26 protein-coding genes are annotated in these 21,708 nt (G+C 29.3%); 12 read left to right on the top strand and 14 right to left on the bottom strand.

The window, feature by feature from the left end; all coding sequences use genetic code 11:
• Positions 1-61: 61 nt before the first annotated feature.
• Together QWT87_RS03720 and QWT87_RS03715 are read right to left on the bottom strand one after the other, a co-directional pair.
• A complete protein-coding gene (locus QWT87_RS03720; RefSeq protein WP_302713735.1) occupies positions 62-1,855 on the bottom strand; it encodes a DUF262 domain-containing protein in 1,794 nt (597 codons plus the stop codon).
• Positions 1,856-2,048: 193 nt separating this feature from the next.
• Positions 2,049-3,305 (bottom strand): ImmA/IrrE family metallo-endopeptidase, encoded by a 1,257-nt coding sequence (locus tag QWT87_RS03715; protein ID WP_302713733.1) that lies wholly within the window; start codon positions 3,303-3,305, stop codon positions 2,049-2,051.
• Positions 3,306-3,550: 245 nt separating this feature from the next.
• Here QWT87_RS03715 and QWT87_RS03710 point away from each other — a divergent pair, with 245 nt between their 5' ends.
• Positions 3,551-3,898: a hypothetical protein gene (locus QWT87_RS03710; protein WP_302713732.1), complete on the top strand. Its 348-nt coding sequence runs from the start codon at positions 3,551-3,553 to the stop codon at positions 3,896-3,898.
• Positions 3,899-4,288: 390 nt separating this feature from the next.
• On the opposite strand, the gene QWT87_RS03705 is transcribed toward QWT87_RS03710, so the two are convergent.
• On the bottom strand, positions 4,289-4,519 hold the full coding sequence (locus QWT87_RS03705; protein WP_302713731.1) for a helix-turn-helix domain-containing protein: 231 nt from the start codon (positions 4,517-4,519) through the stop codon (positions 4,289-4,291).
• Positions 4,520-4,618: 99 nt separating this feature from the next.
• On the opposite strand from QWT87_RS03705, the gene QWT87_RS03700 reads away from it, so the two are divergent.
• From QWT87_RS03700 to QWT87_RS03680, 5 genes are read left to right on the top strand one after another with little or no spacing between them, the layout of a single operon-like run.
• The gene (locus QWT87_RS03700) at positions 4,619-5,038 is read left to right on the top strand and encodes a hypothetical protein (protein ID WP_302713729.1); all 420 of its coding nucleotides are present in this window, start codon (positions 4,619-4,621) and stop codon (positions 5,036-5,038) included.
• A 46-nt stretch (positions 5,039-5,084) separates the two neighbouring features.
• Entirely contained in the window at positions 5,085-5,489 is a 405-nt protein-coding gene (locus tag QWT87_RS03695) for a hypothetical protein (protein WP_302713727.1), read from the top strand.
• Between the two features lie 7 nt (positions 5,490-5,496).
• Positions 5,497-6,132 (top strand): hypothetical protein, encoded by a 636-nt coding sequence (locus QWT87_RS03690; RefSeq protein ID WP_302713725.1) that lies wholly within the window; start codon positions 5,497-5,499, stop codon positions 6,130-6,132.
• A gap of 43 nt (positions 6,133-6,175) precedes the next feature.
• Positions 6,176-6,550: a hypothetical protein gene (locus QWT87_RS03685; protein WP_302713724.1), complete on the top strand. Its 375-nt coding sequence runs from the start codon at positions 6,176-6,178 to the stop codon at positions 6,548-6,550.
• Positions 6,551-6,554: 4 nt separating this feature from the next.
• Complete coding sequence (locus QWT87_RS03680) at positions 6,555-7,004, top strand: JAB domain-containing protein (protein WP_302713722.1); 450 nt, start codon at positions 6,555-6,557, stop codon at positions 7,002-7,004.
• A 642-nt stretch (positions 7,005-7,646) separates the two neighbouring features.
• On the opposite strand, the gene QWT87_RS03675 is transcribed toward QWT87_RS03680, so the two are convergent.
• The 10 genes from QWT87_RS03675 to QWT87_RS03630 form a co-directional block, all read right to left on the bottom strand.
• Positions 7,647-8,021 (bottom strand): tyrosine-type recombinase/integrase, encoded by a 375-nt coding sequence (locus QWT87_RS03675; RefSeq protein WP_302713721.1) that lies wholly within the window; start codon positions 8,019-8,021, stop codon positions 7,647-7,649.
• Entirely contained in the window at positions 7,966-8,874 is a 909-nt protein-coding gene (locus QWT87_RS03670; RefSeq protein WP_302713720.1) for a phage integrase SAM-like domain-containing protein, read from the bottom strand. Before QWT87_RS03670 ends, QWT87_RS03675 begins: the two co-directional genes overlap by 56 nt.
• 124 nt (positions 8,875-8,998) lie before the next feature.
• Complete coding sequence (locus QWT87_RS03665) at positions 8,999-9,211, bottom strand: hypothetical protein (protein WP_302713718.1); 213 nt, start codon at positions 9,209-9,211, stop codon at positions 8,999-9,001.
• A 111-nt stretch (positions 9,212-9,322) separates the two neighbouring features.
• Positions 9,323-9,550, bottom strand: a complete 228-nt coding sequence (locus QWT87_RS21275; protein ID WP_302713905.1) for a TRM11 family methyltransferase — start codon at positions 9,548-9,550, stop codon at positions 9,323-9,325.
• Complete coding sequence (locus tag QWT87_RS03655) at positions 9,484-11,046, bottom strand: DNA methyltransferase (RefSeq protein ID WP_302713717.1); 1,563 nt, start codon at positions 11,044-11,046, stop codon at positions 9,484-9,486. The genes QWT87_RS21275 and QWT87_RS03655 overlap by 67 nt, the downstream gene beginning before the upstream one ends.
• 81 nt (positions 11,047-11,127) lie before the next feature.
• Positions 11,128-11,715, bottom strand: coding sequence for a hypothetical protein (locus QWT87_RS03650; RefSeq protein WP_302713716.1), 588 nt, complete (start codon positions 11,713-11,715; stop codon positions 11,128-11,130).
• Positions 11,687-12,187, bottom strand: a complete 501-nt coding sequence (locus QWT87_RS03645) for a hypothetical protein (protein ID WP_302713715.1) — start codon at positions 12,185-12,187, stop codon at positions 11,687-11,689. The genes QWT87_RS03650 and QWT87_RS03645 overlap by 29 nt, the downstream gene beginning before the upstream one ends.
• A gap of 175 nt (positions 12,188-12,362) precedes the next feature.
• A complete protein-coding gene (locus QWT87_RS03640; RefSeq protein ID WP_302713713.1) occupies positions 12,363-12,497 on the bottom strand; it encodes a hypothetical protein in 135 nt (44 codons plus the stop codon).
• 110 nt (positions 12,498-12,607) lie between these two features.
• A complete protein-coding gene (locus QWT87_RS03635; RefSeq protein WP_302713711.1) occupies positions 12,608-13,027 on the bottom strand; it encodes a hypothetical protein in 420 nt (139 codons plus the stop codon).
• Positions 13,028-13,141: 114 nt separating this feature from the next.
• A complete protein-coding gene (locus QWT87_RS03630; RefSeq protein WP_302713710.1) occupies positions 13,142-13,948 on the bottom strand; it encodes a hypothetical protein in 807 nt (268 codons plus the stop codon).
• 1,334 nt (positions 13,949-15,282) lie between these two features.
• Here QWT87_RS03630 and QWT87_RS03625 point away from each other — a divergent pair.
• Complete coding sequence (locus QWT87_RS03625) at positions 15,283-15,894, top strand: recombinase family protein (RefSeq protein WP_302713708.1); 612 nt, start codon at positions 15,283-15,285, stop codon at positions 15,892-15,894.
• Between the two features lie 526 nt (positions 15,895-16,420).
• Positions 16,421-18,118, top strand: a complete 1,698-nt coding sequence (locus tag QWT87_RS03620) for a hypothetical protein (protein ID WP_302713706.1) — start codon at positions 16,421-16,423, stop codon at positions 18,116-18,118.
• Between the two features lie 26 nt (positions 18,119-18,144).
• Here the strand turns inward: QWT87_RS03620 and QWT87_RS03615 are convergent, their stop codons facing one another.
• Positions 18,145-18,474 (bottom strand): hypothetical protein, encoded by a 330-nt coding sequence (locus QWT87_RS03615; protein ID WP_302713704.1) that lies wholly within the window; start codon positions 18,472-18,474, stop codon positions 18,145-18,147.
• 199 nt (positions 18,475-18,673) lie between these two features.
• Here QWT87_RS03615 and QWT87_RS03610 point away from each other — a divergent pair, with 199 nt between their 5' ends.
• From QWT87_RS03610 to QWT87_RS03595, 4 genes are all read left to right on the top strand, one after another.
• A complete protein-coding gene (locus QWT87_RS03610) occupies positions 18,674-19,144 on the top strand; it encodes a hypothetical protein (protein WP_302713702.1) in 471 nt (156 codons plus the stop codon).
• A gap of 4 nt (positions 19,145-19,148) precedes the next feature.
• Positions 19,149-19,901 (top strand): hypothetical protein, encoded by a 753-nt coding sequence (locus tag QWT87_RS03605; protein ID WP_302713700.1) that lies wholly within the window; start codon positions 19,149-19,151, stop codon positions 19,899-19,901.
• Positions 19,867-20,175, top strand: coding sequence for a hypothetical protein (locus QWT87_RS03600; protein ID WP_302713698.1), 309 nt, complete (start codon positions 19,867-19,869; stop codon positions 20,173-20,175). The genes QWT87_RS03605 and QWT87_RS03600 overlap by 35 nt, the downstream gene beginning before the upstream one ends.
• Positions 20,176-20,377: 202 nt before the next feature.
• Positions 20,378-21,151: a hypothetical protein gene (locus QWT87_RS03595; protein ID WP_302713696.1), complete on the top strand. Its 774-nt coding sequence runs from the start codon at positions 20,378-20,380 to the stop codon at positions 21,149-21,151.
• Positions 21,152-21,708: the final 557 nt, after the last annotated feature.

Below are 21,708 nucleotides of genomic sequence, written 5' to 3'. Positions count from 1 at the left end.
GTGATTTCTACATGCTGGTTAGAGTGGATTTACTCACAATAAAGTTTTAAATTCATGAAGTTTAAATTGTCCATATTTTAAGTGCTAATTCAGTAAGATTTTCACTTCTTTTATCTACATGTTGAAATTTAAAATCATTCTGATTTGCCAACGCATTAGTTATTATAAAATTAGATCTTTTATAGCTTGCTTTCTTTTTCACGAATGGATTATTATAGGCTTGTATATTTAATGCTTCTCCAAGCAAGGTCATATTGCCTATGTAGTTAACATATTTTTTATGCTTTACCAGGCTATTATCACCTAAATATTTTACCCAATCTCCAAACTCTTCTTTTGCTTTTTTTGTATTAATTGTTTGGGGGATTATGTGTTCCAAATGAACTTCTTCACTTGACGAAACTAATAATTCACTTGTGTTTCCTCTTTTGAAATATTCAATAGACTCTAAAACATATTTTGCTCTATCAACTAACTTTCCCTTAAATTGATGTTTGGGAAAACTTTCTTTAAATTCATCATCTAATGGAATATGTTCAGCGATTTTTATGTATTCTTTAATTTTATCTAACAAATTGTCATCAGATAAAAACAAAATTAATCTTGAGAAAATATCATCATTTTCACTTGTCCTTCTTTCGCATATATGTCTCCTTAACATTAAAGTTTCAAAATATTTTAAAACTTTTATTTTATCATTTACACCATAACTGTTGTCATCTAAGAAATGCATAAGAAAAATATATGATGGTTTAGATAGGATGTTGTTTAGATTTTTAATACATCTATTAACCTTAATATTTTCGTGAGTAGTAAAAATTAATTTTCTGTAAGTAGCGGAAAGTTTTTCAAGTTTTTCTAAAAATTCAATAATGGAGAATTTATTTTTTTCCTCTAAAGTGTTTTCAGTAGTATCCTCTGGAATAAATTCTTCTTCATTTTCTTCGATATCATCAACTATTTCATTGTAGTAATATTGGTATTCTTTTAATAAATCTCCGTATTTAACATTTTTCAAATAATACTTTTTAAATTCAAAAATTAATTTTGACATTGTTATTTTTCGATGAAGAGTTGAACACATAAATTGTCTAATGAAATCATCAGTATCTATGCCATCAAGATTTATTATAATGTTAGACCATAATTTTTTTACATTCTCTAAAGTATAAGATTCTTGTATTTTCGAAGCATGACCCAACAAAAAATTTTTTATAATATCAGTAGCAGACAATCGTAGACCTCTATTATTAATAGTTTCAAATAATTTGAAGGCATCTTGAGGCATTACAACATCCAGCCTAATAAGTACTGCTATATTTGTTAGTTTGAAATAGAATTTATTAACCTCACTTAGCGTAAACCCAGACAACCATTCTTTAAACTTTATAAATGCATCTTTTATGTTAAGATTAGTGATATTATTAATACGGTTTTCTAAAATCAGGGTTTCTATATCTGAATTATCCAATTCTCCTAATTTTAATTTAGGCTTTTCTATTTCATCAAGTCCTTTACAAGTAAATTTATTTTTCACTTCTTTAGCTTTTTCGAATTCTCCTTTTTGTTTGTAGGTAGTCTCAATTGCTTTAAGTAAAATAATTAACGTAGTCAGCCTTTGTTGTCCATCAACTAATTCAGGTTGGTTTAATCCTCCAGTATGATGGTTTGAGTGTAAAATAATGGTTCCAAACAGATGTCCATCATTTTCATTCAACATATCAATGTCTTCAAATAATGCTTTATATTGTGGAAATCCCCAAGCATATCTTCTTTGGTAAGATGGTACTACAAATTGTTCATTTGGAGTTGCTAAGAGTTGTGTTATTGTTAATTTGTTAGGTGTAATGTTCATGGGTTATTAGTTTACCTTAAGTATGTTTATCTAATATTAGTTACAGTATTATTCAATTAATTAAACTGTCATATTTTCATAATTCTTTATATTTAAATTAGCTGTGAGATAAGTTTCTTTTATAATCAATTATAAATTGGGTTTTCAGAATACTTACCAGCTTATTGGTTTATTTATTCAATGAATTTCTTACTTAAAAATTATACAATTCTTTTGCTCTATCAATAGATCTTCTCCTAATCTCTTCTATATCGTCAGAATCATTTGGATAACTGCTTTTTGCAGTGGATTTAAATGCCTTGTAATATGAAGGGTCTATTGTTAAAACTTTTAAATCAAGTAAGCGAAATTTAATTACAGTCTTACTTATGCAAAAGAATTCAGATAAATGCTCGCACAAATTTTTAAAATCATCTCTGTTAACCTTCTGTTTATCTAAAAATATTGTTCCTTTGTTTCTGATACTTTTTTCTTCTTGCCACACAATAACCTTTTTAATCAGTGCATTTTCAGGAAGTGCTAAACAACCTGCCAAATAATTTGCTTGCCATTCAATCCAATTTTTTGGGTTGTCTAAAATATATTTATTTTCAATATAACTAAATTCTGAATCTGAAAAGAGATCGTATAGATTTTTGTTTATTAACAATTTTCTGTGTAAGAAATAATGTGCTACTTCATGATAAAACACAAATCCATACTGATGAGTATCTACAATTGATTCATTGATTAATATCTTATTTTCATTCGGAATAAACTGACCTAATTGGATTTCAGAATTGGGTAACAATTCAAATATAAGGTTATGGTGATTTTCCAGATATTTTTTGAAGTTTTCTAAACTATATCTTTCTGTTTTTGATTGTGTATCGAAATCTCTGATTATATTTTGAGCAATTCTACTTATTCCCTGTTTGGATAGTTTTTTTAATATATAAATTGACTTTATCAAGAATGACTTATAAATACATTTTCTTATATTAGTTAGAACTAAATCATTTAATTCTGAATCTATTTTCTTTTTCTTATCAAGAACTATATCATAGCCATTTTCATTTACCTCAATTAGCATAAATCCTTTATTCTTGGCAATATTATATCCGCTTTTTTGTAAAGAGCCATTAGCGATTATAACACCTTTAACCTGAAATCCTTTTAAACTATTAATCTTTGTTTGAAATTCCTCTACATCATCAACAGGAACATTTTTATTCAGGTCTTTACATTCAACGATATAAACCAAAGTTGGTTTTTTTCCTCCTTTAAGTACTACTTCAATTGATATGTCAAAAATAATGTCACCTTCCCTGTCAGGAGAGTAATATTTCTTTTTTTTATAAATTTTGCTGAGAGAGGGAATAATTCCTAATTCTTCATTTTTAAGAGCTGTTTCAATGATTTTGAAACACTTATCTTCAAATAAATCTCCTTTTTTAGTTGTGTTCTTCATAAAAGCAGTATTATCAAAATTACAGAATTTTTCTCCTAAAAAAAATTTTCAATAAAAATTATTCACACTCGATGCCCCTTATAATCAACCCCCACCCCTCTTGGGGAAAAGAAGATTCCCCCACACCTTTATAAGAAAACAAAAATTTTACAGGAACAATTATAAATTCAAGTTGAGAGCTGGGTTTATTTGTGCTGTTTAATTTCAATTCTTGTGGTGTTATTTCTAACTCAAAATCAAAAACAATGGTAAGAATTATCAATTACAAAAGAAGAGTAGCAGAGAACAAGGAGTTCTTTGTACTTGAAGTTTCAGGAGGTATTGAAATGGTATTAAGCAAAACTACAGGAATGTATTATGCCACCTCTAAGAAAGCTACTATTACATCTACATTCGATGAAGAAACCTGTAAATCTTTAATTGGCTCAGAATTTCCTGGTTCAATTGTAAAAGAAGAATGTGAGCCTTATGAATACACTATTCAAGATACAGGAGAAATTATTACATTATCCCACAGGTATGTTTACAGAGCAGAAGAACTTATAACTTCTAAAGTATATTCAGCTCCAGGTAACTTATCAATGGCTGATTAAATTTCCTAAAATGTCCAAATTTTACTGTAGAATCATATAAGGTTCAGGTAAAATCTGGACATTTTTATTTTTTTAGCATCAGATTTTCCTTTCTTATATATAATAAAAAGGAAAATCTAATGCTTTTCAGATATAGATTTATTTTATATATCTGCGCAAAATTTCCTTTAATATAATATAGTGTTAGGAAAAAATGTGCAGGAGAATTTAATACTTTACCTGGAAATAAATATTTGTAATCCAGGTGAAACGCGAAGATATTCACAATTATTCGTTTCTTATCTGAGTTTTACCTGGAGGCATATATATGCTTTGTTGCTCTTATATCAATAAAATACAAACTCATCCTTTTCCAGGTGTTATGTAGAGATAGTTATAAATAGCTAAAACTTAATCAGGCAAAGTTTTGAACTTTAGAATCTCAAAAGTTTCTATTTCTAACTTTTGAGCAATAATGTGCAAAGTATATGCAGTAGGATTGGTATTCCCAGCTTCTAACCTGGACATATTAGACTTTTCAAAATTGCATAAAGCAGCCAATTCAACTTGAGAAATGTTCCTTTTTTCTCTAAGCTGTTTTATACGCTTTCCTATTGCAACTTGATACTCTTTTTTATCCACGTTTTAGATTAATAGCCAAAAGTGGAGATAAAATACAATCTTGTGGTTATCACAAATGATAACTTTACTATATTTGAAAAAATTTAAAAAACTAATTAAATGAAGAAAATACTTATTACAATTGGTACTGTTATTCTAATATTAATAGCTATTAATATTATTACCAAAATAATTGAACGTGAAGTTAAAGATGAATATTATGATGTCATGATGACTGTAGAACAGACAAAATTAGATTTACCTCTAAAAACAGGAGAAGGAATGACTTTAAATAATTTAGAGTTAGCAGGAAAAAAAGTAAAGTATTTTTACAAAACTGATTATGACATTAATAATATGTCTAAAAATGAAATTGAGAACTATGAGAATCAATGGAAACAAAATGTTATTAATACGGCGAAGCATAATCCTAAGAATAAGTCATTTGTTCATGAAAATATAACATTTCAATACTTCCTTGTTGATAAAAATGATAAACCGCTTTTGGATTTTGAGATTTTACCAGATGACTACCAGTAACTAATTGATTAATTAGCCTTAAACTTCAATAATAATTATTATTAGTATGAAAAAAATTATTAAATCACTTCTTGTTGCAAGTGTAATAACTTTTTGTTTTACATTTATTTTTAGCAGAGTTGATTACTTCTACCAGGATAGGAAAACATCAAAAAGCTCATGGGAATTAAGTAAGGATGAGGACGAGAATCTTTTGAAACTTGATAAGAAAGAATGGATTCTTAGAGAGAAGAAAAAGGATTTAAAGCTTGGTGCTGTTATGGAAAATGGTGATGATGGATATTCAGAAAATTATGATTTCCGAAAGGAGCAAGCTGAAAATAATATTAAAGATTATGATACTCGACGTGTTTATCAATATTTACCTTTACTCTTAATATTAATAATCTCTTTCTCATCAAGTTACTTGTATTTTGATAAAAAATCAAAAACTCTATCAGATAATATCTAATTAAGATATGGAAGAAAAAATACCTAATTCTCTCGAACATCTAAAAGAACTTAACGACAATCCTTTTACATTACAAAAGGTTGCATTTTGGTTATATGAATACAACGATTTATACAAAGAAGTTAAAAATTATTCCGAGAATCTTTGTGAGCAATGTCAGCAATGGAAAGATAATGATTTGCCTTATGACTGTTTACAGGAAGCTGAGTATTGTACCAAGAAATATAGGTTTTTTACAAGCTTTTACGAAGAAGTTGAATATGGTATTAAAGTTCAGGAATTAGATGCAGACTGTAAAGTTGCACTTGAAGAATATAATACTTGTAGTAATAATGATGCACTCCTAAAAGATTGGTTGATAAAGTACTTTGATATTGGTTACAACAAACTGGCGATTTTTTATTATGAGCATTTGGATTATAGCGTTAGTGATGATGAGATAGTTCATCCTCACTTTGGAAACTCGCCAATAGGAGAATTCGGAGTTTGTATTGATAGAAAGTATTATGAGAACCTTATTGAATTTGACGATGTATTTAAGATGCTACTTTATGAGAGAAAAATATATCCAGAAAAACTAAAAGAAATAGAAGAGGAAATGCAGAAGGTAGCTATACCTATGATTCCAATTCCTAAAAATTGATTAACAGCCACCTAAGAGGTGGTTTTTTTATACCCTTAGATTAATGAAAAACAATATTTATGATTACTTAATTTTTAAACTTGACAGTGAATATGCAGAATACGAATTTGACTTAATTTCTATTCCGCCTTATGAATTTATTGAGAATGGATTGTCATTAGAGCCTTATGAATACTTTGGTGAGATACATGAAGTTTTAGAACTAAGAACAAAGCACATTCTTATGTACTTTAATGCCGATGTGTTGATGAGAGTAGAATTTCTATATCCAGGTAACATTTTAGTTTTTTTAAAACAGAAATTGGAAGAGATGCAGGATATTGAGTTACCAGAATATATGATGTTGATTCTGAGAAAAGATAAGAAATTCTCTGTATTGATGTATCAGAATAAACTATTACAAAACAATTTAAAGTAAAGAAATGAATAACACTATATCAGAAGTTTCCGAAATCCAGGTTTCTTACAAACCTAACAAAATTGTAAGTTCAAAGATTGCTACAAGCTTTGATGCTGTTCAAATTATAAGAAAGTTTTGGAATGAAGAAACAATAGAAATGCAGGAAGAAGTAAAAGTAATCTTGCTTAATAATTCTAACTGTGTATTAGGAATCTATAATTTATCCAAAGGTGGGATTACAAGTAGCTTAGTAGATATTAGACTTGTACTATCAGTAGCATTAAAATGTTTGGCTCCAGGTATAATATTAGCCCATAATCATCCGAGTGGAAATTTAAAACCAAGTTCAGCAGATTTGAACATTGTAAAGAAATTAAACCAGAGCTGTAAGCTCATGGATATTACTTTGTTTGATAGCATCATCATAACAAAAGAAAGTTACATGAGTTTTGCTGATGATGGATTATTGTAGTATTGCAAATATTGCAGATTTTGCAAGTTTACATTAGTTTAGAGATAGTAATTATTTTCGCTGCAACATTACTGCAACAATTAGATTAACTCATTGAAGAAAAATAATAATAAATGAAAAGTTTTAGAATTATAATTATTAGTAAATTACTGAAAAATAGATGAATATAAATAAATGCAAAAGATTGAAGATTATATTTAATCGTCTCATAATCAGGTGGTCCCTGGTTCGAGCCCAGGCGGGACCACTGAAAATAAGACACTTACAATGATGTAGGTGTCTTTTTTTATATTGTTGCAAGAAAGTTGCAAGATCTTCAAAGTGATAAATACATGGCGGGGGAATAAATTTTATTGGCAAGTACGATCATGTTATGATGTTTACCGGTTATTATTGTATTTTTCTGAGAATCTCGTTACATAATTGTTTGCCCTTCTTTATTCTTCCGGAATCAATGACACTTACAAATTCTAATTTACACTGATTTATCCTGTCATTATACTTGAATTTATAATTTCCAAACTCACTATCTTTTTGATCAATCTGAGGATATAACAACATACTTTTCGGGGATTCCCAATGAAGTCTATCACAAGAAATAAGAATCTCATTGTTGATATATTTGATTTTCAATATTCTCTGCTAGATTAAATTTTCATTTACTTTGAATACCGTTTCATTATCTAAACTGTCCAAATAATGTTTTGTAACAATTGTATTTGAATGTGATAACATTTCAGAAATTATATCAATTGAAACACCCTTTCTCCTTAGCACTGTCGCATAAGAATCGCGGGCGGTTTTTAGTTGTAGGGTAATTGATAATTGAAGACGTTGTGAGATTTTTTTAAGAGATTTATTAATACTTTTTCTCATTTTACGGTTCATGTAATCAAAATTTTCATCAGTGTAACTTTCTTTTAAAAATCCAAGTACGAAAGGACTATTTTTATCACCAACTTTACTTATAATATTTTGTACTTTTTGATTTATCGGAACAACAATTTCCTGTCTCATTTTTTTTTCTGATATTCTCTGTTTTCTTTCTGGAAAATACAAAACAGTTACCATTTCTCTGATCCCATCGTAGTCTTAAAAGATCGGCAAAGTTAATACCATTACATCGATACAGTAATTCCCAGATATCACGTGCAAACTCTTCGTCACGACTCTCAAATTTATCCAAATTTATAATCTGAGATATTTCATCATTGGTGAAAACTTGTTTTTTTGGAAAATATTCACAAATCGAATACCCACCTTTACCAAAAGGATAGAAGTAATCAGTCGGTATCACGTTTTTCTTTTTCATGAAATAGTTAATTACCGTTCGGAGGTCTCTGAAGTTGGAATTTATAGATGAAATAGATACACCTTCTTGTAATCTTTTTCTCTCAATTTTTTTCAAAAATTCCGGTGTTACTTCTAGAATTGTGAGATCATTATTTTCTCTTGTAAAAACATTTTTTGACTGTTTAATATGAATTTTTGTTCTAATACTTAAATGTTCATTTTCTTCACAATATGTTTTGAATAGATCATCTAATTTTAATGATATTTGAGTAGTTTCCGTTTGGTTTTCTTGGGTATTCTTTTTAAAGAAAGATTGTTTAATAATATTTCTATCGAAAACCTTGATATGTGAAATGATTTTTTCAGCTTTTGTAATCTGTTCCTGACATTGTCGACGAAACTCAATTGTATTCTGTCCCATATCTTTTTTAATAAAGATTTTGTTGTATTTCCTTTCAGTCATCTTTGAAATGTTGAGATACAGTTGATTTTTTCCATCAATGATGCGAATACTTAAATTATAGTTCTCATTTTTTAACTTCACTCTTTTATCAAGTACAAGACTACATGTTGCCATTTTCGAAAATATTTAAAATTAAACCACTAAAACCGGAATTGTGATCTCATCACTCATATTTCCTCCTTCATCGATCCAACGATCAATCTCCTGCTTATTGAATATTAGTTTTTTTCCGATTTTTTTAAAAGGGTATCTGCTTTCTATTTACCTTTGAGTAAATTGTTGCCTTTGTAAAAGGGATATATTTTATTAATGAATTTAGATCCATATATCTGTTTTCTTCCATAATTTTTAATGTTATTATTGAAAACAAAGGCGTCGCAATGCTAAGCCTTTGTTTTGGTTTTGCCAAACCGGCAGTTGAAAATTTTAGCTTTAATCTTCTCTCCCTCAATTTTACATATAGATCATCCTGTTCACAGAAGCTGTGAATTAAAAAAATCGATAAAATTTGAGATTAAATTAGAGGAGAGGTAGATGTTACCATAAAGTTTTATAGAAACTTCTATGCCGCAAGATCAATTTGATTATCGGAAGAGACAAAGTCATTTTTTAAAGTATGATATTCATTCTCATCATACTCAGAAATTCCTTTTTCGAGAACCTCTTTGATTTTTGGAATATTTTTGTCATACAGTTCACTCATAATAACTTTACGGTTTAGCATCAATCCAGCTCTACCAACAGAACCCGTTCCGGCAAATGGATCCCAGACTGTTCCTTCCTCAGGGATGAAAGATAATATGAAAGGTAAGGGAGTAATGTGGGAAAAGAACCGAAAAACCCATTTTGCAAACCACTTTGCTGTGATCTTTCCTTTGAAATATTCAATTTCAAAACATGTTCAATATCATTATCACAAAGAAAATTTCTCATTGTTTTGTACTGGTTGGAAATGTGATATGAAGTTTCTAAGTCAACACCTTTATTTCCCTGTTCTGAACACCCTTTTTTGACCGTAGCTGACTTGCTTGGATCATAGATTTTTAATTGATTGTAATAGTAATCTTTCGATTTGGAAAATATCAATACAGATTCATAACCATTGGTGAATCTTTTGGTTTTATTTCCCTGAGGTTTATTATTTGATTTCTGCCAGATTACTTGATCTATAAAGAAGAAACCTTCTCTCTTCATCTCAAGAATCAGTAAAGGAACCACACCTACACAAACACCGTCCTGATATGAGTCATGAAGATTAATAATGATGACACCATCTCCAGTCATGTTTTCTGCACCGATTTTCATAACGTCAACAATGTTTCTTACAAAAAATTCCGGTTTCTTTTCTCTTTCAATTTCGAACTCGCTATTCTTAGAATCTTTTTCGGAATATTCAATCTGATTATAGTATGGAATTGATGTTAGTATACCATTTATTAAGGTTCCTTCAGGAAATTTTACATCAAGAGAATTCCCCGGTAAAATCATGTATCTATCAGATACTATGTTTGTGATGATATCAATGTTAGTGGTTCCGGTTTCTTTCTTGTGATTGTATTGACGAACCAAAGATTCCGTTTTTCTTAAATCATATTTTTTATTTAGAAATCCATCAATAACCTTGGCTTCTTTCTCCTTCTCCAAATCATAATTGTTTTTTTCATCATTCAAAATATCCAACACGCCTTTTACCCGATCAAATGATACTTCGTTTTCTAAAAGTTTACTGGAAAGATTTAGGCTGTTTTCAGGATTCTCTTTTTCAAAAACCAGAGATTTTTTAAAAGTAATTACATTATTACGTCCCCAACCTCTCCCGTACTGTTCAGATATGAACCTGTACTTTTCATTATAAGTACTTTCATCAAGTTCTGATTCGGTATCAATAACCCTTAAATAATGAGCAAGAAGTCTTTTACGTTCTTCCAGACTTGGAACAGACTTTAAGTTGAATTCAATAATCCAATCTTTCACTTCATCTTTAGAGTTCGGAGAACTTTCAAGAATAATACAATCGACCTCATTTAAATTTAAATCCTGTACCGCTAGGAATCGTAAGACACTGTCGATGATAACATATTTATCTTCAAATTTAAAAACAACAATCGGATTGCAGTAACCGGATTTCTCTATCTGTTTTTTAAGATTTTGAATAAATTGTTTTTTTTCTTTTCTCTCAAAAAGTTCATCCCATTCTTCCGGAATTTCAAGTTGAGATAACTTTAATTTTATTACAACATTTAGTAAAGGTAACACCGCGCTAGAATTCAATACTGATTTTCTCATAATAAATAATTTTTATTGTTTTAATTATGATGTAAAATTGAGAAAATCCAAAGCGCATTTTCCGATTCTGCGACGCTGCAATTACCGATCTATCCTAAATCTCTGGAATTTGCTATGTGATTGAATATTGTTATTTAACGATGATATTTTGTATGAATAGAGATCTTGTTCTTCTAGTGATGATTTAATTTTAAACAATGATGAAAGAACATCACTCTTGCAATGTTCAACGATGACATCGTTTGACCTGTTATGGTTGCATCTTAAATTTTTTAAGTGACTGTTATAATGAGCATCTGTCATATCATGGTCTAATAATGAATCTAATTCTAAAAACTTCTTCTTAACTCTATCATCCTTCATGAGTTTACCAGTTAACGGAATATCATGATTTATAAGATGGAAAAAATAATTGACTTTTGAGATCTTACTTTTTTTTAAATCAACTACATTGTCTCCAATCTTCATATTCAGCTCATCATCAAAAGTTACGGTTATCTGCTCTTTCGTTGGAGAGTGATTACTACTATACCGGAGCTTATTACTTATTCCGGTCAGTAAATTTTCAATATGTTCAATATACCTGAAATCATTTAGCCTAATTGCACTGTCCTTACAGTTCTGACATATGTAACCCGATCTAATTTTGAATATCTGCACAATAATCATTAATACAAATTTCAGTTTCCTGATGGACATTTTCCAACTGTTTCTGAGAGTTGAGTTCCATATGAGAAATTGCTTGAAAAATATTTTCAACGATCTGATGTGCAACTGCCAAATAAATATTACCATTTGTTATTGAATTCCATCTTGAAGAAGAATTTACAGCGATATTTCTATGAATAAACACACTATTCCAATCTTTTTCTTTGGGAAAGTTGTGAACCGGAATATCCAATCCTTTATTGGTAACCATCACCACGTAATCAGTAATGTCGAATTTATCTCTCACTTCATTACATATGCTAATTATTTCAGACTGATTTATTCGTTTAACATCTTCAAACCTATACTTTATATCTCTTTCAACATTAATACTCTTAAAATTAATGATACCTTTTATTGAGCTAAATAAATTGATCACATTTTTGATATGTATTTCGGAACTGTTGTCTAATCCGAATAATAAAACCTCCATCTTTATTTTTTTCGAAAATTAGCAACAAAAAAAGGTTCTCGCAAGAACCTTTCTCTACTTATCTTTTAGTAAATTTTTCTTTTCTTCTTTTAGAAATAACTTTTTTACATGATTTATTCAACATTTCCAAAGCGGTATTTTCAATTGTTTTAAATGGATCTTCACTTTCTTTTATTTATAGTCCGATTGGTTTTCCGGTAGTTTCACTTATTACAGCCGAAAGAATATTTTTCACCGTTTCTGCCATTCCTTCTTCAACAGCAACCGAATCGTGAATTGTGAAAAAGTTTAAGTCGGGCTGTTTTTTCAATAGTTTTTTGATCCCAATATCTAACAAGAGATTGGATTCAAACCTTTGAAGAAGAATAGCTAGGCAACCTTTAGAATTAGAGCATGTTTAAATAAAAACTACTTTTTTATTTAAACATGCTCTAAATAATTATCTCCAACTCTAGAGTTCATCGTAATTTTTTCAGCTTTGCAGAATAGGAAAAAATCATTTTTAAGTTTGTAGGATTTTGAATACTTCCCAACTTTATAATTTCTACTTTCTATTACCGGATAATCGGAATGTTCTAAGAGGGTAACAGTTTTTGTTAAAAAATTTCTAGTAATTACATTAAAGTCTGTACTCTTTATTTTCTTGTGAAAACTATTATTCTTAGTATAAGTCATATAATTGGAAGACGGATACAGATAGTGAAGAAATAGTAATGTTGAATCTTTTAATTTGGATTTATCTCCTTTACTTAGGTCAGGATTAGTATTAATTTTGTCCCAAAGTTTTTCGTAATTAATATTATTTGGGATGATGAGACTTACATCTGGATATTTGCTCATTAAATATTGTATTATTTCTTTTATACCGATATTTCAGGTATGTATAATATAAGAAATTTTTATGAATTTTCCAAACAAGGAGAATTGAAAAGTATTGCTGTAACTAGCCATAATCTAGCTAGATGAACATTTAAAGTAACTTTCAAAAACGTCTTTTACATCAGAGTTTGTAAGAAAATTGTTTTTTTTCATTAGCAACAAAAAATTGTAAACAGTACTAAATGGTAATTTATGATGTGTACGTATAAATTCTAAAAGTTTATTATCGGAAGTATCCCAACAATCAAGATTTTCCAAAATGCTTTTAAAATTTCGGTAGTTTGTTTTTTCACTTTTAGTATGATCTCCCAACATTTCAGATAGGATTTTTTTTGTATAAGTTGATTTAAAATATTGCTCGAACTGTTCAGCAATAATACCTTCAACAAAAACAAAGTTTCTAACAATTTCAGAATATTCTCTTGAACTAAATTCCCGTTGGTTGGGGAAATTTAGTTCAAAATAAATAAACCATTTATTGAGTGTTTTGTCTGTTATTCCAAATTCATCCTGAATAGTTTTTTTTTGAACATTCTTCAAATGAATAGTTTTTTTCTTTCTGTGAATTCTTTTTATAAAATTGAAGAATGACAAAACTTTATATTCATTCTTAGATTTAGGAAAAATGATGTTCGGATTGTTTAATAACGATGTATAACTTACTAAGAAATCAGTTGCGTACTGGCTAGAAGTATGCTGAATTATAAATTTAAAAATTTGCATGATGTCTCCAACTAATTCTTCATCACTCAAAAATAGTCTAAGTTTTTCTTGCTCTCTGATATTGAGTGATAACCAAAATTCCTTAACAATTTTATCTTCATCATTTTTCTTAAATGATGTGATTAAGTCGGTAATCTGAAAAATGTTGTTATAATCCATAAAAAATTGCTACCTCTAAGGTAGCAATTCAAAATTAATTTCCTGCGTACTCATCATTATTTGGATTCAACTGATCGGCATGGTTATCCATAGCTTGTTGATACGCATCACTGTTAGGGTTGCAGATGTCTGCCTCGTGGTTTCTTGGCATAATTTCCAAAATTTAAGGGTTAATAAAATCATTAATAATATCAGATTCCGGTTCAATATAAAATGGATCTGTAACTTCTTCCTTTACTTCTTTATTCATCCTTTTCTTTTTGTAAAGGTATTAGATCAAAATAACCAACATTGAGAATTAATCCGAGTTAATAATCTTTTCTAAAAAAATATGATTGATAATTGAAGAGACTTTGAACGTTATCTATAAGGAGTGTTTTGATTTTAATAATATTTTATCTTTAATAAAAATTTTATCTCATTATGAAAAAATCACTTGCTTATATAATAATATTAGTTGTTGGTGTTGTGATAGGAAATTTTTTAACGGAACTTAAATATTCTTATCATCACAAATCACTCAAAAAAATTCTGACGATATACTATCATTGCTACATAATACAAAGACAAAGAGCAATAGTGATAGTATATCCTGTAATCAAACCATTGAAAAGTTATCTGTAATTATCTATGATCTTCAAGAGGAAAATTCTAGATTAAAAAAATCACATAATCATTAAAAGTCCATTTTCCAGACAAAAAATGAAAAAAAAATTTATTTTTATTTTGGGAGCCTATTTTTTTTAACAAGTTTTTTCCGGTTTAAATTTAAATCTTCCAAAGTCAGATTTCTGAGGCAAAAACCGGAAAAATTTTATTTTTTAAAAACGGGTATTATTATAATCTCAAACTAATAAACCTAAGACTACGTGTACACATTCGAGCTTGGTTTTTCAAAGTTCTATACACCCACGGGGGCAAGGGGGGATTTGATACCCCGGGTTACCTGTGGCTATGGTAAATTTGATATATCCTGAAAAATGAAATATTTTCCCCAAACGAGCAAAGTAAATTCAACATCCAGAGATCGACCGATTCCAGGCGCAATTCCAGCTCCAGATATCTACAGGACCTACGCTAAAGATTATTTTGCTCTTCACTTTACTGCATTGACCGGGGAGGAGATCTTGAGAGCTAAATTTTATTTTGCTCTCCAACTATAAAAACCAGACTCCATTCCTGATCAACAGCATGTGATTATTATTTTGCATATTTCTGCGGTCATAAAATTTAATATAAAAAGGAAATCCATTTAAAACGCTAAATAGTGCTAAAAGCATATGCACAACGGCACTTTCTCCGTAAATTTAAAGTAAGATTTAAATTACTACAATATGCGTGTAAAATACAATAGAGTTTCGACATTGATTCAGACCGGAAACAGATTTGAGGCTGACAAAGAAAAATATGATATTGTTTTTCTTGATAAGATATCGGGGTCAGTAAGTTTTAAAAACCGTCCAAAATCGAAGGAATTAATTAGGTTGGTAGATGATGGAAAGATATCCGAGATTGTTGTTGAAGAATTTTCACGTCTCGGCAGGAGTACTGGCGACGTTATCCAAACGTTGGAGTGGTTGGAAAAAAAAGAAATCAATGTAATTGTACGAAACATTGGTCTTCAGTCACGATCAAATGGAAAGAAAAATCCAATCTGGAAAATGATCTCTTCTGTAATGTCATCTTTATATGAAATGGAATTAGAGAATATTTTGGAGCGAACCTCGGTTGGTAGAATGGTATATGTTCAAAACGGTGGAGTTTTAGGTCGACCTGTCGGAACGAATGAAGGAGATTTTAACTTCATAAATAAAACAAAAAATAAGAAGGCTTTAGAATATCTTAAAAAAGGAAGAACTTTGAGAGAGATTGGAAAACTTCTTGAAATGTCAACAAAAACAATACAAAAAGTAAAAAAAGTCGCTGTAAAACTTGATATGATATAAATGTAAATTAAGGGTAATCCATTGGTGCCCTTCAATTTGAATTTTTTTAAAAAAACTAGCACTTGCTTATCAATAGGTACGGTTTTTTTCAGTGCAAAATAATAGTGTTTTTTTGTAATACATGAGAGAAAACCACGTCTCATCTCACCAGATGAAGACTTTTGAAAATTAGGTTTAATTTTCAACCTGACTAGTTTACGACAAAAATGTTCCTTAAAAGTACCATAAAGTACGTGTAAAGTCTTATAAATTACACGAAAAGTATACATTGTACTTTATGTAATGTTGTCATTTTTAATCTAATTAAATTTGGTTTAGGATTTATGAGAGAAAAATAAAATTAGTCAAGTAGGATAGAAGAGCCTAAAAATCTTACAAGTACCATAAATTAGTTTTTTTAATTTTTATTATTAATCCTTAACGTAATTGAAAAATGAAAATTTTCATTATTCCAAATACCGCAAAAGGGTGATTTCATAATTTTATGATTTATTGTATGTTTGATGAAACTAATAACATTATAAAAATGAAAAAACACACTATTCTATTACTATGTTTTGTTTTTACCAATGCATTCTGTCAGTTGGATGAACAGAAACTATTTCCAAGACTAAATTATGAAGACGAAACCTTAGGTAGTAAATTGAAGATTCAATTTGGAAAACATACTGTTTCATGTAACGTAATTAGAAAACAAGATTCTGATCGAGATTATATTTCTTCGGATATTAAAAATTTTCTAAGAGTAAATTTAAGTACTATAAAGGTTAGTTCGATGTCTATTAATGGATCAAGTCTGTTTCGCTATATCTTTTTCGAAGATGAACTAAAGTTAAATATGGATGCATCAAAATTAAACTTTGAAACAAATAAATTTATTAACAAAATATCAGATACTAAAGACGGATTCAATTTAGTTGATGAAAATACTTTTCCAAGCTATGTCTATACCACTAATTGCTCTAAATTTTTGAATATTGTATCGAAAGGAAATGTTAAGTATGCAGGTGCTGCTTTAAGTGCAGCTATTGATGCAGATGTGGAAAGGAAATTCGGATTGTATCTTTACGAAGGAGTATTTAAGTCTCCATTAAGTAATATATTATCTGTGAAAAATAATCAAACAACCGAGTTGATGCTTAATCTATGGGATTTTTATAAAAAATATCCTGAATACAATAATAAGGCTTATTACCTTGAAAGTTTTCAAGGATTAACAGTAGGTAGATTTACAAGTAGTGAGCAATATAAAAAGATAGAAAGTGATTTAGGAATTAATATATCTGCACAAGTTGCAAGTGTAGAAACAAATATGAAGAATTCTTTCGACGCATCAAGTACATTTAGAGGTACAGACTTTGAAACTTTTGTTTACAAAGATGGGAAAATATTGAAAACCAATTATGTTAAGTTGCCAAATCTTGACGATATCATTTCATATTTTCAAATTTCATCATTGACCGACATCAAATTTAATATTTCTGATCAATTAATGTCTGATGGTAATAACTTCGAATTTTATATTGATATTGATGGTTTTTCACAGTCATTTATTAGTCCACACTTCTGGGAAATAAATGTAGTTGATAAAAGCTCATTCGAAGATAATTCTGTGATATTAAGTAAAATTGAACGAATTCCAAACTCTAAAAATTCTGTAAGATTTACATTATCGGGTATTCCAAATAAAATACATTTTTCAGGAAAGACTGTTTCGGATAAAATTCCAATTAATCTAGAGATCAAAACAAGAGACAATATAAACAACAAGAAAATAATTTTACCTGTCAAAAGGGATTTTTCAACAACGGTTCACCCGATACCAAATCCTCCTAAAAAAGCAATATCTTATACTGCTCAAAAAAGTGATAATGATAAATATGAACTCAACTGGGTAGTTCCAATAAACTTTGAAGATAGTGAAAAACCTGTTTTGTACCAAAAAGACAAAATTGCAGAAGTTAAGCAGGCGGAATTTACTGTTGGAAATGAAAAAATATCAGCAGAAATCAAATTTATCGGTACCGACAAGAAAACATATGAGTTACATATAAAAGTACCCGAAATTAGTTCAAGTAGTAATAGTATTATGGGGAAAAATATTCTTGCAAAAATATATGGAGTACTTAAAATTCCTTTACAATCAGGTGGATATGCACTTAAGCCTGTTACTGCAACTTTAGAATATCCTGACAAAATAATACCATTAGGACAAAGCTTATAGTAAAGGGGTGTCATTAGGCACCTCTTTTATTTATTTAAGTTTTTCAATCTTACAATCTCTTTGTCTTTTAGCGTAAGTAATTCATGCTGAGATTTAATAACTTTCTCCCAATCAACCAAATTTTCATTGGAGAATTCATTAGATATTAACATTTTTCCATTTCCCCGAAACCACCAATTTGCATCAAGGTCGGGGTATGTGTTTAGTATTTTTGATATATTTTCTTGAGATAATCCTCCTCTTTTTCTAGCCTTTCCAATTAAGCCATTTGATATGCCAGTTTCAACGGTAATTTTATTATCGTTGAAACCTTTGTATTCCATGTATTTATCAAGTCTATCAAAAAAATCGCTCATTATACTATATATCTTTGTTGGATATAGAGATGTTGATATATTTATTTCCTTTATGAAACAATATAACTAATGGATAAAAATACACAAAAAAGAACAAGTTTCAATACCCAGATTGTCAAAGTTTTGTCGTCCAGTTATAATGTCACGGAATATTTTGTACGTGAATGTATCAAGGGAAATAAGAATAGTCTTACTGCGGATGAAATCAAGAAGAAATATAACGAACTCAATTGTCCCACCTTGGAAAAGATTAAAGAATTTAAAAATAAAAAATAAAATCATGAAGAAAATTTTTATCAGTCTACTCCTCTTCTTGACAATCATTGAAATTTCCGCCCAGAAATGTTTTTACAATGATAATGATGTTCAAGAATATCTTTCCCAAAATGTAACATTGTATTTCTCAAACAGTGGTGGAGTGTTTTCAAAAGGAACGGTTGGTTCAAAAATGTATTATCTAGAAAAAGTTACTTTACTATCCTATACAAAGGCAGTAATCACATATTATGATTATCAAAATTCAAATTCAATAGTTAAGGTCTTGATTAATTGTGCAGAGAATACTTTGACAGATGTTTATGATGGAAATAAATTTAAAAGGACAAGCGATATCGAAAATGATCTTACAAAAGTTCCGGTAAACAAGTCTACTGTAAAAAAGAGAAGATAAATCAATGGGATATATTAGTTACCTTAAAAATTTCAATTTTGATATCCTTTATAAAACATCTTTTATACTACCTTTTATAGGTATAATAGTTATCTTAAAGATTTTATCAGTTTTACTTTTTTCAATTGGAAAATCTGAAGATGATGAGAATAAGGTTACGGTATTTTCAAATATATTTTTTTATCTAATCATATCTTTCTCTATCATTACAATCTATGATCATGAAGATCGAAAAGGTATTCAAAACTTTCGATTCTCCAATCTTGGAAAATTAGATGATGATAAAGATTTGTTTAAAGAAAATGAAGCTGAAGAAAATAATAATTTCGGAAATAATTTTTCAACCAATTCCACTTCTAATATTGAGACATCAAATATTCCAACTCAAGAAGAACTTTTAAGATTGGAGAAAGATCCGGAATATCTTCAAACGTTTGAACAGTTAGTAAACGATCTTAAAAACATAAAAGACCTGAGTGAAGTTACCTCTTTTGAGGTTTGTGGACATGAAGATGGAAAATGTAAATGGTGCGGAAATATTTTTTCTCAAGAAAAATTACTTAAACCTACCTATCTGGCTATGGGCGAAGTTTTGGGTTTTAGAATGACAATCATGGAAAGTGGATGGAATACACCGGAAATTTATCGTTATATAAAAGACTATCATAAAGGTATCAAGTTTCAATGTATAACTGAAAAGAAAGAATTTTGCTCCTTAAAATGTGAAAAAGAATTTAAAAATAACAGAGGATATTAAAATTAAAAACGAACTTATGAAAATATTATCACTTGTCGGAATCTTAGTAAGTATTTTAGGTATAATCCTATGTTTTGGAATTATTGACAATTATGTTGAATACGGGAGCAAACTTATTGACTATTTAAATTTAAACCACAAAGAAATTAAGCACGAAATTTTTTCAATAGCATCTATATTAGATTCCGGTAGAATCATCTGTTTTGCTCTAATGGGAATTTTTGTATTCCATATTTTTATATTTATTAAAGTCTATCGTTCTGAAACCCCATAAGATTTCCATTCCTATAATATTAAATAAAAAATGGTGGTATCTCACAGAATTTTAATGACGTTGATGAGCTAAGATCGCAATTTAAACAAATAGTTAAACTTAAAAATTAATAAACAATGAAAAAAACAATTTATTTAGCCAGTGCATTTTTTTTACAATATTTGCTCACAATTTTTATTATGCTCAAAATTATAATAAGATTATGGGTGAAGCGATAAAGAAAGCGATAGGAAACGATTTAAAAGGTTACAAGATTTTTAGTTATCCAACAGATAATTTTGGACTAATAACATCTTATGAGAATTCACTTTCAGATGGTAATTTTCTATGTGATATGTTAAACTGTATCGGCATTAACGATTCAGCTCAAGTAGATTGGCTATCTTTAAATGATTTTGCTGGTGTTGGGTCTGGTGGCAGTATCACCCTTGAAGAGAAACAAAAATCAAAATTTGCTGTAGAAGTTCTTTTACCAAAAATTTATGATGTCGTAGGTATAAATGGGGGATTTGAAAAAGAAAAAGAAACAGTTGTAACATTAAATATTGGAAAGGCTTATTTAAGAAAACTTAGACGAGACAAGATAGTTGAATATATTGAAAAGTTGGATAATTCAAAGTCTATTAAGAGAGCATTTTTAAATGGAAAACTGGTTTTGGTTGTAGCAGATTGTGTGATAGAAAATATGAGTGTTACTGTAAAAGTCGACCAAGAAATATCCGCAAGCTTAGACGCGAAGCTTGGTGTAACGGGAAGTACGGTAGCAGCTAAGGTTTTTCAAGATGCATCACTTTCGGTGAAATTCGAGAAAAAAAGTGAGGGAGTTTATACTTTTAGTATTTCGCACCCCGTAATTTTTGCACGCTTAACTAAAAAACAACCTACAGCAGGTTATTTAAACAATGATGAGTTTTTTGAATCATGGGAAACAGTAAAAAGTGATTTCGAGGATAATTTGATAAAACTAAAAAAATAATTTTTAAAAAAATAAATGTGTGTAGCCGTGATGTAAATATATTTATATCTTTTAAATGCTTGGATTATTAATTGACATTGATGGTTCCTCCAATCCCACATTTTCTTGCAAGATTTCTTGCAAGACTTTTTTAGTAGATGGTCTTAGAACATAATAAATCATCAAACAAAATAAAACAGTCTCCTTTTCTGTCCCCTTAATAGACAGTGAATTACGGAAATCCTGCAGTGACTCATAATCAGGTGGTCCCTGGTTCGAGCCCAGGTGGGACCACTTTTTAAATCAAGCACTTGCAGATTTGTAGGTGCTTTTTTATTTTGTCAGGTGAAACATTGGATCAAACGCAAAAGTTGGGGGCTAAGCAAAAAGTTTAGTCAACCTGAATAGAAGAAAACCACTCAAAATTCTCCCTGAATCCTTCGACTGTTGTTCGGTTATCCTTCGGAAAAAATCCCATTCTTCCGAAGCCGGTCCGAAGAAGACCCGAACATGATCCGAAGAAATGGGTTTTCAAACCGGTCAAAAGCAGTCAAAACCGGTCATCTTTTTCACAGGTG

It is taken from the genome of Chryseobacterium urinae (genome assembly GCF_030518295.1).
Classification (GTDB): domain Bacteria; phylum Bacteroidota; class Bacteroidia; order Flavobacteriales; family Weeksellaceae; genus Chryseobacterium; species Chryseobacterium mucoviscidosis.
Note: the sequence above shows the minus strand (reverse complement) of the source record. Positions and strands in the feature narration are given on the sequence as shown.

Bases quoted from the DNA above. Each gene is read 5' to 3' on its own strand.
- QWT87_RS03695 (WP_302713727.1), top strand. From the start codon at position 5,085: ATGAAAAAAATTATTAAATCACTTCTTGTTGCAAGTGTAATAACTTTT.
- QWT87_RS03720 (WP_302713735.1), bottom strand. From the start codon at position 1,855: ATGAACATTACACCTAACAAATTAACAATAACACAACTCTTAGCAACT.
- QWT87_RS03710 (WP_302713732.1), top strand. From the start codon at position 3,551: ATGGTAAGAATTATCAATTACAAAAGAAGAGTAGCAGAGAACAAGGAG.
- QWT87_RS03645 (WP_302713715.1), bottom strand. From the start codon at position 12,187: ATGGAGGTTTTATTATTCGGATTAGACAACAGTTCCGAAATACATATC.
- QWT87_RS03625 (WP_302713708.1), top strand. From the start codon at position 15,283: ATGCGTGTAAAATACAATAGAGTTTCGACATTGATTCAGACCGGAAAC.
- QWT87_RS03700 (WP_302713729.1), top strand. From the start codon at position 4,619: ATGAAGAAAATACTTATTACAATTGGTACTGTTATTCTAATATTAATA.
- QWT87_RS03630 (WP_302713710.1), bottom strand. From the start codon at position 13,948: ATGGATTATAACAACATTTTTCAGATTACCGACTTAATCACATCATTT.
- QWT87_RS03715 (WP_302713733.1), bottom strand. From the start codon at position 3,305: ATGAAGAACACAACTAAAAAAGGAGATTTATTTGAAGATAAGTGTTTC.
- QWT87_RS03685 (WP_302713724.1), top strand. From the start codon at position 6,176: ATGAAAAACAATATTTATGATTACTTAATTTTTAAACTTGACAGTGAA.
- QWT87_RS03615 (WP_302713704.1), bottom strand. From the start codon at position 18,474: ATGAGCGATTTTTTTGATAGACTTGATAAATACATGGAATACAAAGGT.
- QWT87_RS03620 (WP_302713706.1), top strand. From the start codon at position 16,421: ATGAAAAAACACACTATTCTATTACTATGTTTTGTTTTTACCAATGCA.
- QWT87_RS03680 (WP_302713722.1), top strand. From the start codon at position 6,555: ATGAATAACACTATATCAGAAGTTTCCGAAATCCAGGTTTCTTACAAA.
- QWT87_RS03675 (WP_302713721.1), bottom strand. From the start codon at position 8,021: ATGAGACAGGAAATTGTTGTTCCGATAAATCAAAAAGTACAAAATATT.
- QWT87_RS03595 (WP_302713696.1), top strand. From the start codon at position 20,378: ATGGGTGAAGCGATAAAGAAAGCGATAGGAAACGATTTAAAAGGTTAC.
- QWT87_RS03655 (WP_302713717.1), bottom strand. From the start codon at position 11,046: ATGAGAAAATCAGTATTGAATTCTAGCGCGGTGTTACCTTTACTAAAT.
- QWT87_RS03605 (WP_302713700.1), top strand. From the start codon at position 19,149: ATGGGATATATTAGTTACCTTAAAAATTTCAATTTTGATATCCTTTAT.
- QWT87_RS03650 (WP_302713716.1), bottom strand. From the start codon at position 11,715: ATGATTATTGTGCAGATATTCAAAATTAGATCGGGTTACATATGTCAG.
- QWT87_RS03690 (WP_302713725.1), top strand. From the start codon at position 5,497: ATGGAAGAAAAAATACCTAATTCTCTCGAACATCTAAAAGAACTTAAC.
- QWT87_RS03610 (WP_302713702.1), top strand. From the start codon at position 18,674: ATGAAATCAAGAAGAAATATAACGAACTCAATTGTCCCACCTTGGAAA.
- QWT87_RS03635 (WP_302713711.1), bottom strand. From the start codon at position 13,027: ATGAGCAAATATCCAGATGTAAGTCTCATCATCCCAAATAATATTAAT.
- QWT87_RS03670 (WP_302713720.1), bottom strand. From the start codon at position 8,874: ATGGCAACATGTAGTCTTGTACTTGATAAAAGAGTGAAGTTAAAAAAT.